Origin of the sequence: Streptomyces sp. NPDC058092, from assembly GCF_042884935.1 — a bacterium.
Taxonomy (GTDB): domain Bacteria; phylum Actinomycetota; class Actinomycetes; order Streptomycetales; family Streptomycetaceae; genus Streptomyces.
The window spans coordinates 33173-47844 of sequence record NZ_JBHVSY010000014.1; the positions used below are offsets into that span (position 1 = coordinate 33173).

General features: G+C 69.1%; 11 protein-coding genes and 2 pseudogenes. 2 read left to right on the forward strand and 11 right to left on the reverse strand.

What is annotated here, in order from left to right; genetic code table 11:
* Window positions 1–247: 247 nt before the first annotated feature.
* The 3 genes from ACFVV1_RS23080 to ACFVV1_RS23090 all read right to left on the reverse strand — a co-directional run bounded on the left by ACFVV1_RS23080 (window position 248) and on the right by ACFVV1_RS23090 (window position 5858).
* Window positions 248–502 (reverse strand): hypothetical protein, encoded by a 255-nt coding sequence (locus tag ACFVV1_RS23080; RefSeq protein WP_389992201.1) that lies wholly within the window; start codon window positions 500–502, stop codon window positions 248–250.
* A 196-nt stretch (window positions 503–698) separates the two neighbouring features.
* Window positions 699–3809: an alpha-N-acetylglucosaminidase TIM-barrel domain-containing protein gene (locus ACFVV1_RS23085; protein WP_389992204.1), complete on the reverse strand. Its 3111-nt coding sequence runs from the start codon at window positions 3807–3809 to the stop codon at window positions 699–701.
* A gap of 180 nt (window positions 3810–3989) precedes the next feature.
* Complete coding sequence (locus tag ACFVV1_RS23090) at window positions 3990–5858, reverse strand: glycoside hydrolase domain-containing protein (protein ID WP_389992207.1); 1869 nt, start codon at window positions 5856–5858, stop codon at window positions 3990–3992.
* A gap of 192 nt (window positions 5859–6050) precedes the next feature.
* Here ACFVV1_RS23090 and ACFVV1_RS23095 point away from each other — a divergent pair, with 192 nt between their 5' ends.
* Window positions 6051–6173, forward strand: coding sequence for a hypothetical protein (locus ACFVV1_RS23095; protein WP_389992210.1), 123 nt, complete (start codon window positions 6051–6053; stop codon window positions 6171–6173).
* Between the two features lie 192 nt (window positions 6174–6365).
* Here ACFVV1_RS23095 and ACFVV1_RS23100 read toward each other — a convergent pair whose 3' ends face one another.
* Window positions 6366–7772 carry an alpha-L-fucosidase gene (locus tag ACFVV1_RS23100; protein WP_389992212.1) on the reverse strand — a complete coding sequence of 469 codons (1407 nt, stop codon included), beginning with the start codon at window positions 7770–7772 and terminating at the stop codon, window positions 6366–6368.
* Between the two features lie 500 nt (window positions 7773–8272).
* Here ACFVV1_RS23100 and ACFVV1_RS23105 point away from each other — a divergent pair, with 500 nt between their 5' ends.
* Window positions 8273–8989, forward strand: coding sequence for a GntR family transcriptional regulator (locus tag ACFVV1_RS23105; protein WP_389992215.1), 717 nt, complete (start codon window positions 8273–8275; stop codon window positions 8987–8989).
* Here the strand turns inward: ACFVV1_RS23105 and ACFVV1_RS23110 are convergent.
* The 7 genes and pseudogenes from ACFVV1_RS23110 to ACFVV1_RS23140 all read right to left on the reverse strand — a co-directional run.
* Window positions 8943–9350: pseudogene (locus tag ACFVV1_RS23110) on the reverse strand (amidohydrolase family protein); the annotation flags it as partial. The gene ACFVV1_RS23105 and the pseudogene ACFVV1_RS23110 sit on opposite strands and share 47 nt — an antisense overlap.
* A pseudogene (locus ACFVV1_RS23115) lies at window positions 9340–9477 on the reverse strand (SDR family oxidoreductase); the annotation flags it as partial. The pseudogenes ACFVV1_RS23110 and ACFVV1_RS23115, both read right to left, overlap by 11 nt.
* Window positions 9478–9555: 78 nt before the next feature.
* Entirely contained in the window at window positions 9556–9879 is a 324-nt protein-coding gene (locus ACFVV1_RS23120) for an L-rhamnose mutarotase (protein WP_389992218.1), read from the reverse strand.
* The gene (locus ACFVV1_RS23125; protein WP_389992221.1) at window positions 9876–11420 is read right to left on the reverse strand and encodes a sugar ABC transporter ATP-binding protein; all 1545 of its coding nucleotides are present in this window, start codon (window positions 11418–11420) and stop codon (window positions 9876–9878) included. Before ACFVV1_RS23125 ends, ACFVV1_RS23120 begins: the two co-directional genes overlap by 4 nt.
* Window positions 11417–12493, reverse strand: coding sequence for an ABC transporter permease (locus ACFVV1_RS23130; protein ID WP_389992224.1), 1077 nt, complete (start codon window positions 12491–12493; stop codon window positions 11417–11419). The genes ACFVV1_RS23125 and ACFVV1_RS23130 overlap by 4 nt, the downstream gene beginning before the upstream one ends.
* Window positions 12490–13494 carry an ABC transporter permease gene (locus ACFVV1_RS23135; RefSeq protein WP_389992536.1) on the reverse strand — a complete coding sequence of 335 codons (1005 nt, stop codon included), beginning with the start codon at window positions 13492–13494 and terminating at the stop codon, window positions 12490–12492. Before ACFVV1_RS23135 ends, ACFVV1_RS23130 begins: the two co-directional genes overlap by 4 nt.
* 65 nt (window positions 13495–13559) lie before the next feature.
* Complete coding sequence (locus ACFVV1_RS23140; RefSeq protein WP_389992226.1) at window positions 13560–14648, reverse strand: mandelate racemase/muconate lactonizing enzyme family protein; 1089 nt, start codon at window positions 14646–14648, stop codon at window positions 13560–13562.
* Window positions 14649–14672 lie beyond the last annotated feature (24 nt).

Here is a 14672-nt window from a genome sequence, read left to right on the forward strand (position 1 = left end):
CGGTGAGGGGGAGGCCGGCTGGGCGCCGGGTGGGGGCTGTCAGCAGTGCTCCGGTGGGGCTCCCCCCTCTCACAGACAACCCCCGTCTGCGCGGGAATTGGCGTGCTCCTGGAGACCGTCAATGAACTTGGCGTAGAAGTGGAACAGGACCTCGATGCTCTGATCCGCTCGACGCGCCCATTACGCCGAGTCCACGCCCGAGTACAGCCAGAGAAAAATCCCGGCGTGACGCAGGACGTAAGGCCGCTTACGGCAACCCGAGCTTGCCCCATGCGATCGCCGCCAAAGCGCTCAACGATCTACGGCCCAGACCATTCGGTGGGGACCAAGCCCTGACCGCTGCCCAAGCGGCGGGCAGGGCGTTCATGGCGCGTTCGGCGGCCGGGTCCCACAGGTAGTCGATGACAACGTCCGCGTCGCCGGCGCTCTGGCCAAGTCGGTCGACGGCCTGCTGGGGGTCGCCCAGCGGGGAGACGGTCCCGTCCGCTGGGGGCGCGGCCACGACGTCGCGCGTGTGCTGCGGGTCGCACGGCTTCTCCGGGAGTCGCAGGCACCATTCCGGCGGGCGCCTGCCGACTTACGGACGTTGCCGTAGGCGCAGACATGAAGACGGGCAGCGGCACGCACTCCTCCGGCCGTACGGCGACGGCTGGGCCGGAGACGCGTGAAGCGGCCCCGGCCAGGCCCGGCTCGTCGGCTCAGTTGACGGAGAAGCCCTCGAAACCGGCGATCCCGCGGGTACCGGTCCAACCGTTGGCCGCCGTCATGAACACGCCGATGTCCTGGGTGCCGGCAACGCCGCCCGGTGTGGCGGTGCCGACCTTGGTCCAGGAGACGCCGTCAGGGCTGCACTCGCCGGTGTACGTGTCGCCGGAGCGCGTCAGCCGCAGATGCACCGGGGCGGCCACGGCAACGGCCAGCTCGATGGAGTCGAACTGGCCGTTGCCGTCGGAGTCCCAGGACAGCACGCAGCCGTTGGACGGAGTCACCGCCAGATTGACGTAGCCGCCCGAGCCGTTGCCGTTCTCCGAGAGGTCGTTGCGGACGATCAGCCCGGCGCGGGCCCAGCCGCCGGTGGTGTCCTGCGAGGTGACCTGGACCGTGGCGGTCGAGGAGGACCCGAAGGCGGCGGCCCGGTAGACCGTGCCGAACTCGTTGGTAGTGCCCCACAGGTCGGCGCCCGCGCCCTCGATGGCGATCGCGTCCCCGGACCGGCCGAAGATCGCGTCGTTGAAGGAGGTACTCCGGTAGGGGTCGCCCACCCCGGTGCCCGCCATCAGACGGACCGCCGCCGAGGCGGAGCCGCGCGTGCCGACGGTCCGGTAGGACGCGCCCACCGGCACCCGGGAGATCAGCGCACCGGCGGCCTTGGTGCGGGTGACCCGGAAGGTCGCCGAGAAGGTTTCGCCCGGGGCGACCGACGCCGCGGTGGTCGTGCCCGCCGGCTCGGCGGTCATTCCCTCCGGTGCCTCGACGGACAGCGTTACATCCGTCGCCGGCCCGAAGCCGTTGCGGTTGGTGAACGACACGGTGACCGTCACCGGGCGGCCCTCCGCCACCGCGCCCCGGTCGGCTGACCCGGTCAGCGCCACCTGGTGGGGATCGGAGACCAGGGTGTCCCGCACCTGCCGGGCCAGCTTGTGGATGTCGCCCGACGTCTTCACCGGGTAGCTGTCCTGCTGGTGCGCCCAGCGGTCATCCAGCGCGAACCAGTCGATCTCGGCCGGCTCCCGGCCGTCCGCGAGCGCTGCGGACAACTCGTCGAAGTACGTCTTCCAGCGAGTGAGGTAGAGGCCGCCGACCAGTCCCGCCCATTCCCGGTTTGCGTAGTCGTGCAGCCCTTCGTCGCTGCTCGCCCGACCTCCCCAGGTGGTGATGATCGACCGTGCGTCGTACTCCAGTTGGTCCTTCTCGGCCCCGGTGGCGCCCCAGGACCGGGCGTCGGCCAGCCACCGTCCGAGCAGGTGCTGCGCGGACGTGGCCAGCACCTTGTCCATCAGCTTCATCCAGCCGAGCCAGGTCTTGGTGAGCCGGTCGAAGCCGACGCGGTCCCCGGCCTCGTACGCCGCCTTGATCCGGGGCAGCAGCACGCGGCTGCGGTTGGACAGCACCTGACGGGTCACATCGGTGAGGTCGTAGGCGTACGCGGAGCTGTCGCGCAGCCTCGGCGCGACCTTGAGCAGCTCGGTGAGGGCTGCGTCGAAGACCGTGGTGTCGTAGCGGTCGGCCTCGGGCCCCCAGGCGGCGGCCTTGTTGGCGCCCAGACTCGGCCGGGCGCCGAACAGCCCGTCGGGCGCCTCGCTCCACGCATCCTTGCGGGTCATGTTGTACGCGGTGTCCCGGATCGCCTTCCAGGCCGCCACGGCGTGCGGGTCCTCGCCGCCGTACCGGGACACGGCGTACGAGGCGAACCAGGCATCGAGGTCGATGGTGCCGGGCGTCCAGGCGAGCTCCGTGAACAGGGCCATCGCGGCGGGGTTGTTGTCGGCGCCCTCAGGCATCATCGCGATCCCGGCGAGCGCGCTGCCCTCCTTGTCGCGCCACTTCGGGTACTGCTCCACCCAGTCGGGGGCGTTGGCGCCGATCGGGGTATGACCGCCGAAGTTCCAGATGCTGCCGAAGGCGTACGGTGTGCCGTCCCAGTCGCTCTCCCGGTCGGTGACGGTGGTGTAGCGGTCGGACAGGCCGTCGACGACGAGCATCATGCTCTTGTCGACCGCGCCGAGAATCTCCCGGCTCGGGTTGTTCTGCCAGCCCAGGATGGCCCAGATCGCTCCGGGGTGAGCCTTCTGGAGAGTGGCCTCGACGGCCTTGGCCGCTTCGCCGACCGGCACGTCCCCGGGGTTGCCGCCCTCGTGCAGCAGGTCCATCTTGTACATGCCGCTGTCGCCGAAGCGTTCCCGTTGGTGCCGGTAGAACGCGGCGGCGACGTCGGCGAACAGGTCGGTGCGCGGATCGAGCCAGTCGGGTCGCTTGAAGGCACCCCAGGAGCCCTGGGCGACCAGGGACGCGCCGGGGTTCTTGGCCCGGAAGTCGTCCGGCACGATGCCGTAGTAGCCGGGCAGCACCGGGGTCATGCCCAGCTCGCGCACCCGTCGGATGATCTTCTTGGCGAGGGCGGCGCGCTGGTCGATGAGGTGCTTGGACACCGGGCCGCCGAACCCCGACATGTTCTGCAGCAGCCACCAGGGCTGGTGGGACGGGGCGGGGATCCAGGCCCGCAGCTCGGCGTCCGTGTAGCCGAACTCCCGGAAGGTGTCGTAGTAGACGGCGTCGGCACCGATGCAGACGAGCACCTCGTTGATGCCGTGCAGCGCGAGGACGTCGATCTCGCGCTCCCACGCTTCCCAGTCCCGGTAGGCGCCGGTGTAGCCCTCGTTGGTGTCGTTGAAGGCGAATCGATGGGGCACGTTCGCCGTTCGCCCGATCGCCTCCGCGAGCGCGGGGAGCGTACGTGGCAGGTTCAGCTGCTCGCCGTTCCAGGAGATGTCGGCCTTGGCGGCCTGCGCCAGATAGGTGTTGAAGCCGGTGAGGAGTACGGCGGGGCTGGTGCCCTCGACAGTGATGTGCCCGGCCCGGCCGGTGACCCGGAAGCGGTCCTTGCCGCTCTCCGCGATCGCGCGCAGAGAGACCTGCTGGTAGTGATCGGGCACGAGTCGCCGCAGCGCCGCGGCGGCGGGAGCGGTGTCGAACGTCTCTGCGATCCCGGCAGCCCCGGCGGTGGTCGACGGTGCCAGCAGTACGGCACCTCCCAGGGCCACCACTCCGGTCAACACCCGTCTCCGGGTGACATTTTCATTGCTGTACATGAGCTTCCCTTCCTGCGCGGTGCACTGTCAGGCGACCGTCATCGCGAAAATGTGCGGCGCCGGAACGCCGGACAGGAGACCGTCGCTGACCTTCGGTAGGACGACCGCGTGCAGCTCCTTGTCTGATCAGGGGCATGACAGTCAGTGCTTCGGTGCGCAGCAGAGATCGCCACTTCCCCCTCATGACGTCAGCGCCTTCACGACTGCCGCTCGGGCGGTCTCGATGTCGCCGACGTCCTTCGTCCGGCCGTCGAGGTTCCGGGTCGCGGTGGTGAGGGCCTCGGTCAGGGCGCCGCTGTCGGCGCCGCCGTCCTTCTTCCGCAGCTGGGCGATGAGTTCGTAGTCCTCGATGCCCTCCTTCAGCTGCTCCCAGCGGATGCTGGACATCGGGCCGTCCTTGCCCGGGTAGACCACATACTCGTCGCCCTGCGTGAAGATGTGCAACGGCTGCTCGAAGGGCTCACTGGTCCAGCTGTTGTACGACCAGCGCAGGAAACCGTCCAGATTCCGCTGGGCGGAGATCCACGGCAGCATCCGCGACTCGACGGCCGGCGAGTACGCCAGCGTGTTGGGGTGGGCCGGCAAGCCGTACACGTAGAAGGTCGTGATCTTGCCTGCCTTGCGCCGCTCCGCCGCCTTCTCCTTCGTCATCGCGTCGATGCCGCCCCAGTCGACGGACAGGTTGGACGCCACGCCTTCGGTGTTGATCGAACCGGCCACGGAGATACGGTCGTCGAAGGCCGGCGCGAGCTCGTGGACGAAGTTCTTGACGACCGTCATGGTGTCGATGGGCCGCTCGTCGAAGGACAGCCAGGTGTCCTCCAGCCAGCCCTTCCCCTTCAGATGCTTCTCGAAGGCGGGAAGGAACGCTCCCCACGCCTCCCGCCAGCGGTCGCCGCCCAGAGCGACGTTCTCGTAGACGGTCTTGCCGGTGCTGGTGTCGGTGTAGGTGAGGTGCTCCTGGTCCTGGAACGCCAGCATGGAGAAGGCACCGATGTCGGGCCCGAGACCGGCGCGTCTGGCGGTCTGGACGTACTTGTCCCAGCGGTCGAAGTCGAAGGAGAACGTCTTTCCGTTCCACGTCCAGCCCACCATGCTGGTGTACGGCGTGGCGGTCTGCGACTCCCGGGTGCCGAGCGACCACTGGTGGTGCCACGGGTTGTCGACGATGGTGGTGTTGATGACCTTCTGGCCGCGCGACGCCAGGTCGCGGTTGTACTTCTCGATCAGCTTCCAGTGCTGGTCGGACCAGGGCTTGACGCCGTGGTTCTTGGCGATCGTCTCCGGCTGCGCCCATACGTCGAGGAAGAAGTCGTAGTCCTTCGAGTCGGGCACGCCGGCGTCCGCGACCTCGATGGTCAGCGGATAACTGGCCTGGGTCCGGCCGTCGGCATTGACCTTGACCGTGCCGGTGTAGGTGCCGGGCCTGGCCTTCTCGGGGATGCGGAAGGTGAACCACAGCGGCTGCGCCGCGTACGCGGGCACGTCCACGGAGTCCCCCTCCTCGAGCGCGTCGCCGACCACATCGGGGTTGCGGTCGCCGGACACCTCCTTGCCGGAGCTGACCTGGTCGATGGTGGCTGACCAGTCGACCTCGCTCTTGGAGCGCTGCACCGGCACGTACGTGACGAACCGGACCTGGGTGTCGTCTCCGGACAGCTTCGCTCCGCCGGGCCCGGTGAGGTCGCCGACCACGGCCTCGACGTCGTCGAGGTTCTGGCCGGAGGCGATCGCCAGCTGCGCCGAGACCTGCTCGTTGCGCACGGCGGAGAGCTTGAGCTCCTTGGTGTCCTTGCCCTGGATGGCGGTCATTGGGTAGCGCGGGACCCGCTCCTCCGCGGAGCCGGCGAAGGAGCCGGTGGGAACCCAGGTAATGGTGTCCCTGGTGCCCATGGCGTCGGCGACCTTGACGGTCAGCCAGGTGGTGGTGGCCTTGGAATTGAGGTCGGTGCCGGCGGTTGTCGTACCGGTGACGGCGATCGCGGTGGTGCTCGCGGCCACGACAACGCCCGCGACGAAGCCGGCGACAACTGAGGAAGTACGTGCCATGGGGGCTGGGTTCCCTTTCTCACGGACGTGCAGGGAGTGGCTCGGACAGGCGCCCAGGGGGGTGCGAGGCCTGCCAGGAAGCGTGATGCCAGTGAGCCTGTGGTTTCAATGGCGCCTGTGTCAGGAGGTGACGGAGAATCCGCTGAAGACGGCTTCGATGTTTTCGCCGGGGTAGGCACGACATGGACCACAGTGGGTACCTCGACTCCAGGAAGCCTGTCCGCGACCATGGACGCCGGGGTGTTCGGCAGCGCGGTGAACTCCGGCGGCACCGACAAGGTCACCGGCGTGTTCTCGCACCGGAGCCTCGGTTGAACCGATCCACCAGCCAGGTTGTGAGTCGCTGATCGGGGGTTGAACGGTGTGCGCTACGGCCGGGCCGTTGCGACGGTGAGGGCGAGGATCCCTCACCGTCGCTCGGTTTCTGAGCGTCTCGCGGCGCTCGAATCACGAAGTGGATCAGCACGATGACCGCACCCGACAGTTGCCTTGCACACCCTCGGCGGGTCAGTGGGCCGCGCCGACCTCCTTCAGCCGACTGACGTAGTCCTGGGGGATGCGCCCGGATCTGTCCGGCCCGACATTCAACAGCAAGAGCGCGTTGCCTGCGGTGGCCTTGGCCAGGTTGCCGGTGATGTCGTCGGTGGACCGGGGGGCGCCCGTCGACGTGGTGTGGAACCAGGTGCTGTTGGTGTCCATGGTGGCACTGGCGTCGATCGGCCGGTCGTTGGAGGCCGGTGGCATGCCCTCGACCGGGACCTCGTAGATGATGACGTCCGTGGTCTGCAGGGTGCCGAAGTGGTCGTTGTTGGCGACGACGGTACGGGGCGAGATCCGGCGGATCATGTCGCGGACCGGCTGGTACGGGATCTGCGAGTAGGGGATGTGCCAGCCCCAGCCGTCGAACCACAGGTAGTCGATCGGGCCGTACTTGGTGAGAAGCTCGCGCAGCTGGTTCTGGACGAGCTCCGTGCTGTTGCCGTTGTGGCTGTCCCAGATGGAGAAGTACAGGCCCACCTTGAGGCCGCTGGCGTGCATGGCGTCGACGTACTCCCGGACGATGTCGCCCTTGCCGTTCTTGTACGGGCTGGCCGCGACGTCGTGGTCGGAGTACTTGCTGGGCCACAGCGCGAAACCGTCGTGGTGCTTCGCGGTGAGGACTCCGAAGGTCATCCCCGCGTCCTTCATGGACCGCGCCCACTGCTTCGGGTCGAGGTCGGTGGGGTTGAAGAGGGCGGGCGAGGCGTTGGGGTCCGCCCACTGCGTGTTCTGGTACGTCGACATGTTGAAGTGCAGGAACATGCCGAACGGGTTGTCGGTCACCCATTTCTGAGCGGCCGGCGAGGGGGATATGACCTCGTCGCCGAACGCCTGCACCTCCGCGAGCGACAGGTATTCGGTGCCTTCGAGCTGGATACGGATGTAGCGGGCCGAGCGGTTGACGGCGACCGCCGCGGAGGGACCGGAGAGAGACGCGACCCGGGTGGCGGTGACCCCCGGCTTCGTGCGGGCCTCCGCCAGGCTGCGGGCCGTGATGGGGGAGTCGGAAGCGATCACCCAGAAGTTGGACAGCCGGCCGGAGCAGCAGTCCGTGCGGTTCCAGACGACCACCTTGTCGAGCTTCTTGGACGCCTTCAGGTCCGTCTGCCAGTACGGCTCGGACTCGAGCGCGGTGTGGGTGACCGAGCCACTGCTGAAGTCTCCGTTGCGGTTGTCGTCCGTGGCCCCCGCGGCGGAGCCGTCGTAGGCGGTGCTGCTCTGGGTCGCGGGGGTGTTGAACGCCAGGTTGCGCAGCTCGCTGCCGGGCGGGATGTCGCCGGGGTCCGGGGCCGCGGCGGCGTGGGACACGCCGCCCGCCAGCAGACACAGCGCTGCGACGGCCACCAGCAGCCGGGCTCTCAAGGAACGGATCACGCCTACCTCCTCGAAGCGGGTGGGACAGCTTCGTATATGATTTCGACTTGTCGGTGGGCAGTCAAGGGTCTTGCGAGCTTCGTCGTGATTCGGGTGTGGGGCTTTGAAGTGCGAAGTTGTGCACCGGGATTGATCAAGTCGACATCTTGCGCGGCAGTGCGGAGCAAAATCCTATGTGATTGGCTGGTGCTTCTGCCTGTCCAGCGACGTCAAGCTCGTGGTAGCAACGCGATAGGAGTGGCTTCCGGGTCGATGTACGGGAGAAGATCATCGGAAGTAGGCGGAGGATTATCGCCGACACGGTCGGGCTGCTCCCGGCCATGGTCGTCACCGCGGCCAGTGCCCAGGACTCCGCGGTCGGCACCCGACTGCCCGAGCAGGCCACCGCTACCTCTCTCACGCATGACGTCCATGCTGCACCGGTGCAGGGCGTGCAAGGTTCGATACTCGGTAAACTGCCCTGACCATGACGCCGTAGAGCAGGAGTGGAGGCCTCTGGGATGCCGGCATCCGACCCGTCCGCCTTTGAGGCCCACGTGGGCGACGCCCCGGCGGCTCCGCCGCCGGTCCGCCAAGTGCTGGCCGACAGCGTCTACGAGGACATCAAGGCCATGGTGATGGACCATCAGATCGCCCCAGGTGCCCGTGTCGGCATCGAGGCCCTGGCCCGCACGCTCAACGTCTCGTCCACCCCCGTCCGTGAGGCGCTGGCCCGCCTCGAAGCCGACGGGCTGGTCGTCAAGCGTTCCCTGTCCGGATACCGCGCCACCGAACTGCTGACGCGGGAAGCGGTGGAGGAGCTCTTCGAGATGCGGCTGCTGCTGGAGCCGCGGGCTGCGGCGCTGGCCGCGACGAACGCGGAGGAAGCCCAGCTCGACGTGATCGAGTCAATCCTGGAAAACATGCAGTCCCGCCCTGGCCCTGCCGGGCCGTATGTGGCCTACCGTGACTTCGCCGCGCTGGACCAGTGCTTCCACGAAGCCGTCGTCGAGGCGGCCCGCCGGCCGCTGCTCGCGGAGGCCGTGGAGAGGCTCCACTCGCACCTGCATCTCTTCCGGCTGAGCAGCCTCCAGGACGCGCGCGAGCCCACACTCTCCGAGCATGAGCGCGTGGCACGTGCGATTCTGCGCCGCCGGGCCGACCGCGCCGCCGAGGCCATGGCCGACCACCTCACGCGCAGCCTGGAGCGTCAGCGCGGCCGGTTCGACGAGGCGTGAGTGGCCGGCCGCCGTCTGCTCGGCGCGTCCGGTCGTCTTCGATCCGGTAGACCCGGCCGGCTGCGCCGGCCCACACCTGCTGCTGCTCGGCGGCGCTCAGCTGGGCTGTGAGCTCCCGGGAGGCCGCCACCACCTCGCCGTAGGCCGCGGCCAGAGTGCTCACCGGCCGGTCGGAGCCGTACATCAGCCGGCCCGGGCCGAACGCGTCGAGCACCGTGTCGGCATATGGCCGCAGGTCCTCGACGGTCCACAACGACCAGTCGGCCTCGGTGAGCAGGCCGGAGAGCTTGCACACCGTGTTCGGCAGGGCGGCCATTCCACGCACGTAAGCACTCCACGGTTCCCGCTGCCCCGCGCATACCGCCGTCCACGGCGAGCGAGGTACCCGTGACGCCGGCGGCGGCGGGACTCGCCAGGTACACCGCCGCGGCGGCGACCTCGTCGGCGATGACCCGCCGGCCCAGCGGCCGGCGGGCGTCGAGCACCGCGCTCGGCGGCCGTGGCGCGAGTGAGCGACAGGACGGCCCCCGAAGCTGTACAGGGCGCGCTGCGGTCCTGCCGGCGGTTCACTCCATCAAGAAGACCTGTTCCATAGAGGCCCACCACTCGCCGGGCGCGGCTTCTTCTACGGGCTGCTGGCACGGCTCGGTGAGCCGCCACCACGCCTGGGTGGCGGGGTCGGCGGTCATGACGGCGAGGTCGGCCGTCAGGTCGTCGCCGTGGTACTCGAAGTAGGCGAACAGCCGGTCGCCCAGGAGGTGGATGGAGTAGTTGGCGATGTGGCAGCGCCGCAGTTGTCGCAGCACTGGTTCCGGCACATCGAGGTGCAGGTGCCGGTACTCGTCGATCTTGTCGGGGCGTACGCGGATGACCTGTGCGACTCGCCTCATGGGGTGCTGCCCTCCGTGGCCACGGCCGGGACGGTCCGGTCGTGGATGATGCGGATGACGCGGCCGCTCATCCGTTCGTAGTCGTGGTCGTTGTCGACCTCACCGCGGATGTGGTGGTCGGCCATCACGACGATCCGGTCCGCCAGGGTGACCATCTCGGCCAGGTCGCTGCTGATCAGCAGGATCGGAAGGCCGCCCGCGGCCAGTTCCCAGATCAGCTCGTGGAAGGCGTGCTTGGTGCGCACGTCCACGCCGACGGTCGGCTCGTCGACGATCAGCAGACGGGTGTCGACCGCGAGCCACTTGGCCAGGCTGACCTTCTGCTGGTTGCCGCCGGACAGTTCCCCCGCGTTCTGCCGCAGGCCGGCGATCCGGATGCCGAGGCGCTGGACGAGATCCTGTGCGGTGTCGCGCTCCTGACGAGAGGAGACATAGCCGAGCGCGCGGGCGAGCCTCCTCCACACCGTGACGGTGATGTTCCGGTCGATGGGCTGTCCCAGGAAGACGCCCTCCTCCTTGCGGTTCTCGGTCAGGTACCCGATGCCGTGCTCGTGCAGTGCTTGGCGGGGGGAGCCGATCCGCGCCGCCCTGCCGTGGACGCGGATCTCACCGCCGGTGATGCGTTCCAGTCCGAGCACGGCCTTGACCAGTTCGCTGCGCCCCGCCCCGACCAGACCGTAGAGGCCGACGATTTCCCCGGGGCGCACGTCGATGGAGACGCCCTGGTGGCCCGCCGCTGTCGAGACGTCCACCAGGGACAAGGCCGGGGCGGCCGAGGTGTCCCCGGCGCGCGGGCTCAGCTCCGTCGTCGTGTGCGCGCGCCCCACCATGAGGGTGACGACATCGTCCTGGGTGTGCCCGGCGAGCGGTGCGGACTCCAGCACGGACCGGCCGTCCCGCAGGACGGTGACGGTGTCACAGATCGCGAAGACCTCTTCCAGCTTGTGACTGACGAAGACCACGCAGGTGCCGCGCGCGGTCAGCCGCCGCACGACGTCGAAGAGATGCTCGGAGTCTTGCGGGGACAGGGAGGCCGTCGGCTCGTCGAGCAACAGCACCCGGCTTTCGGTATGCAGGGCCTTGGCGATCTCCACCAACTGCTGTTGGGCCACTGACAGTTCCCGGACCGGCCGGTGCGGATCGAGGTCCAGGCCGAGTTCGGCCAGACAGCGCCTGGCCGACTCCGTCATCGCCTCCCGGTCGAACAGGCCGCGCCGGGAGGGCGGGCTCTGCAGCGTGATGTTCTCGGCCACGGAGAAGCCAGGGATCACGTTGCGTTCCTGGTGGACGACGCCGATGCCGGCCCGGGTGGCCTCCAGCGGTGAGCGCAGGTGAATCTCGTCACCGTCCCGGAGCAGCCGTCCGCCATCCGGCGTGTGGACGCCGGTGAGGATCTTGATCAAGGTGGACTTGCCCGCGCCGTTCTCGCCCAGCAGCGCGTGCACGGATCCGGCGGTCAGGCGCAGCCCCACATCATCCAGGGCGCGGACACCAGGGAAGACCTTGACGATGCCGTCGCATTCCAGGAGGACTTCGCTCATCGGGTGCCTCCGGCGCTCGGCAGGCCGACGGCGGACTGAGTGTCACCGCCGGGCGGTGCAGGTGGTCTGCAGCCGGCTGTCGTGCCCCTCTTCTCCAAGCGGCTCGTATGCAGACGGCCACCGACGACGGTGCCGAGGACGACCAGGCCGATGAGGAAGTTGACCCAGCTCGGGTCGAGCGAGAACTGGGCACGCGCGGTGTCGATGAGGCGCATGACGAAGGCGGCGAGCACGGTGCCGAAGACGGCCACCGAGCCACCGGTCAGCGCGACCCCGCCGATGATGGGAGCGGCAAAGCTGGGCAGCAGCCAGTCGCCGCCCACGCTCCGGTTGACGCCGGGCAGCGAGGCCGTGGCGGTCATCGCCGCGATGCCGACGAGGAGTCCGGACAGTGTGTGGGCCAACACGATCTGACGATCGGTGGAGATGCCGGACAGCCGGGCCGCGAGCGGGTTGCCGCCGGCGGCCAGCAGCCGGCGCCCGGCCACCGTGCGGTACATGAACGCGGCGAGCAGGGCCGCCCCGGCGAGCGCGGTGACGAACACGAGGGGGATGTTCAGCGGCGCGGCACGGCCGAAGTCCCGCAGCGCGGCGGGGAATCCGTCGATCGTGCGGGTGCCGGACAGCCGGTATTGCGCGCCCAGCAGGATGGTCATGGTGCCGAGCGTGACGATGAAGCCGTTGATCCGAGTGGCGACGATGAACACGCCGGTGACCAGACCGATCAGGGTTGCAGCCAGCACCCCGGCCGGCACGGCGACGGCCGCCGGCACGCCGTTGTCCGCCATCAGCACGCCCATCAGGCAGGCACTGAACCCGCCCAGTGCGCCCACGGCGAGATTGAGCTGCCCGACACAGAGCGCGACCATCTGGGCCATGCCGATCAGGATCGGGGTGGCGAGGTACTGCAGGAACGTACGGACGGAAGGGCCTTCGAAGAAGGAACCGGAAGACGCGATCCCCAGGGCAACGTAGCCCGCGACGACCACACACAGCAGCGTCATCGTGGTGGACCGGGTGAAGCGCCGCAGCGCCGGGACCGTCGCGGCTCCCCGTATACGGAGCGTCGTCATGTGGAGCGCACCACCTTGCGGTAGGACACCACGGTGCGCACCCGGTCCGCGGACAGGGCCAGCAGGAGCACGCAACCGAGGTAGATGTTGAGGCTTTCCAGGCCCACGCCCAGGAGGTCGAGACCCTTGCGGATGACACTCACCAAGGCGGTGCCCAGCAGGGCGCCGGTGACCGAGACGACACCACCGGTGAGCAGGGTGCCGCCGAGGACCGCGCCGAGGAACGAGGGGAGCATGAAGTCCTCGCCGATGGAGGCGCGGAAGGTGCCGGTGCCGACGGCCGCCATGAAGCCGGCGAGTGCGGCGAGCAGCCCGGACAGTGCGTGCGCGAGGACGATCCGGCGACCGGTGGGGATGCCGGAGAGTTCGGCGGCGTTGGGGTTCGCGCCGGTCAGCAGCAGCTCCCGGCCCATACGGGTGCGGGCGTACAGGAAGCCGAGACCGGCGAGGGCGAGGACGGTGAACTGGGCCATCTGCGGGATGGCGGGCGATCCGCAGACCGGCCCCACGCAGATGTCGGCGAGGGAGTAGGACCGCAGTTCGGTGAGACCGGCGGGCCGGGAGGTGAACGCCGCGTTGTCGGTGAGTGCCGAGTACAGCAGCGAGACCAGGCCGAGCAGGGCGAAGTCCATCGCGAGGGTCACGACGAAGGAGCTCACCCCGGTGCGCGCGATGATCCAGCCGGTCAGTGCCCCGATGGCACATCCGGCGGCCAGGCACAGCAGGAGGCCCAGCGGCAGGGGCATGGAGAGCCGGTCGTAACCGAGTCCCGCGAAGAAGGCTCCGAAGGTGGCCATGCGTCCGACGGCGAGGTTCATGTGGCCGATGGACAGCACGGCCATCTGAGCGAGGGCCACCACGGTCAGCATGGAGATGTCCCGCAGCAGTGGGAAGAGGACCAGCTGTTCGTCGAGGAAGGCCGGCCGCAGGACGCCGAAGAGAGCACTGAGCGCGACGATCAGGACGAGCAGGCCGAGCCGCTGGTCGACCCAGAACGGCAGGCGGTGAACGGAGCGTGCTGTGAGGGCGGGGCGGTCCGTCTCGCCCTCGGCGGCGCCGGCGGTCTTCAAGACACCCTCCGGCCGTCGACGGCGTCCATGTCCCAGTCGATGCCGATGCCCGGCTCGTCCGGAGCGACGGCCTGCCCGTCCCGCAGGGTGATCTCGGTGCGGGTCACGGCCCGCAACTGCGGGATGTACTCGACGTATGCGCCGTTGCACACTGCCGCGACCAGGCTGACGTGGAGTTCCATGAGGAAGTGCGGGCAGACCGTGACGTTGAAGGTCTCCGCCAGGTGGGCGACCTTCAGCCACGGCGTGATGCCGCCGACTCGGGCGACGTCGACCTGCACCACGGAGGCGGCGCCGGCCTCGAGGTAGCTGCGGAACTGCATCGGCGCGTACATCGACTCGCCGACCGCGACGGGTATCCGGGTCGAGCGGGCGAGCCGCGCGTGGCCGCTGATGTCGTCGGCCGGCATGGGCTCCTCGAGCCAGTACGGGTCGTACGGTTCGAGCGCGGCGGCCAGTTGAACGGCGGAGGACAGCGACTGGGACTGGTTGGCGTCGGTCATGATGTGCAGGGAGGGCCCGACAGCCTCCCGGACGGCGCGGAGGCGCTCGGCGTCCTCGGCGACATGCGGCTTGCCAACCTTGATCTTGATGCCGGACCACCGTGCTTCCTGGGCCGCGCGCGCCGACTTGACCAGGTCCTCGGTGCTCAGGTGCAGCCAGCCGCCTTCGGTGTCGTACACCGGGACCTCGCGACGGTGGCCGCCGGCCAGCCGCCACAGGGGCTCACCCGCCCGCTTGCAGCGCAGGTCCCACAGAGCGGTGTCGATCGCGGCGAGGGCGAGCGAGGTGATGGCGCCGGTCGTCGTCGCTCGCGTGATGCCGAAGAGCTGCTGCCACAAGCCTTCGACGTTGCGGGCGTCCTGTCCGGGCAGCAGCGGCAGCAGATGGTCGCGCAGCAGGGCCAGGACGGAGCTGCCGCCGGTGCCGATGGTGTATGCGTATCCGGTGCCCTCGACGCCGTCGTCGGTGGTCAGCAGGACCAGGATCGTCTCCTGCTTGACGAACGACTGCGTCGCGTCGGTGCGGTCCGTCTCCACCGCGATGTCCGCCAGCAGGGCGGTGGCCTTGGTGATGATGCTCATGCGCGGTTCTCCGTCATCCGGGGT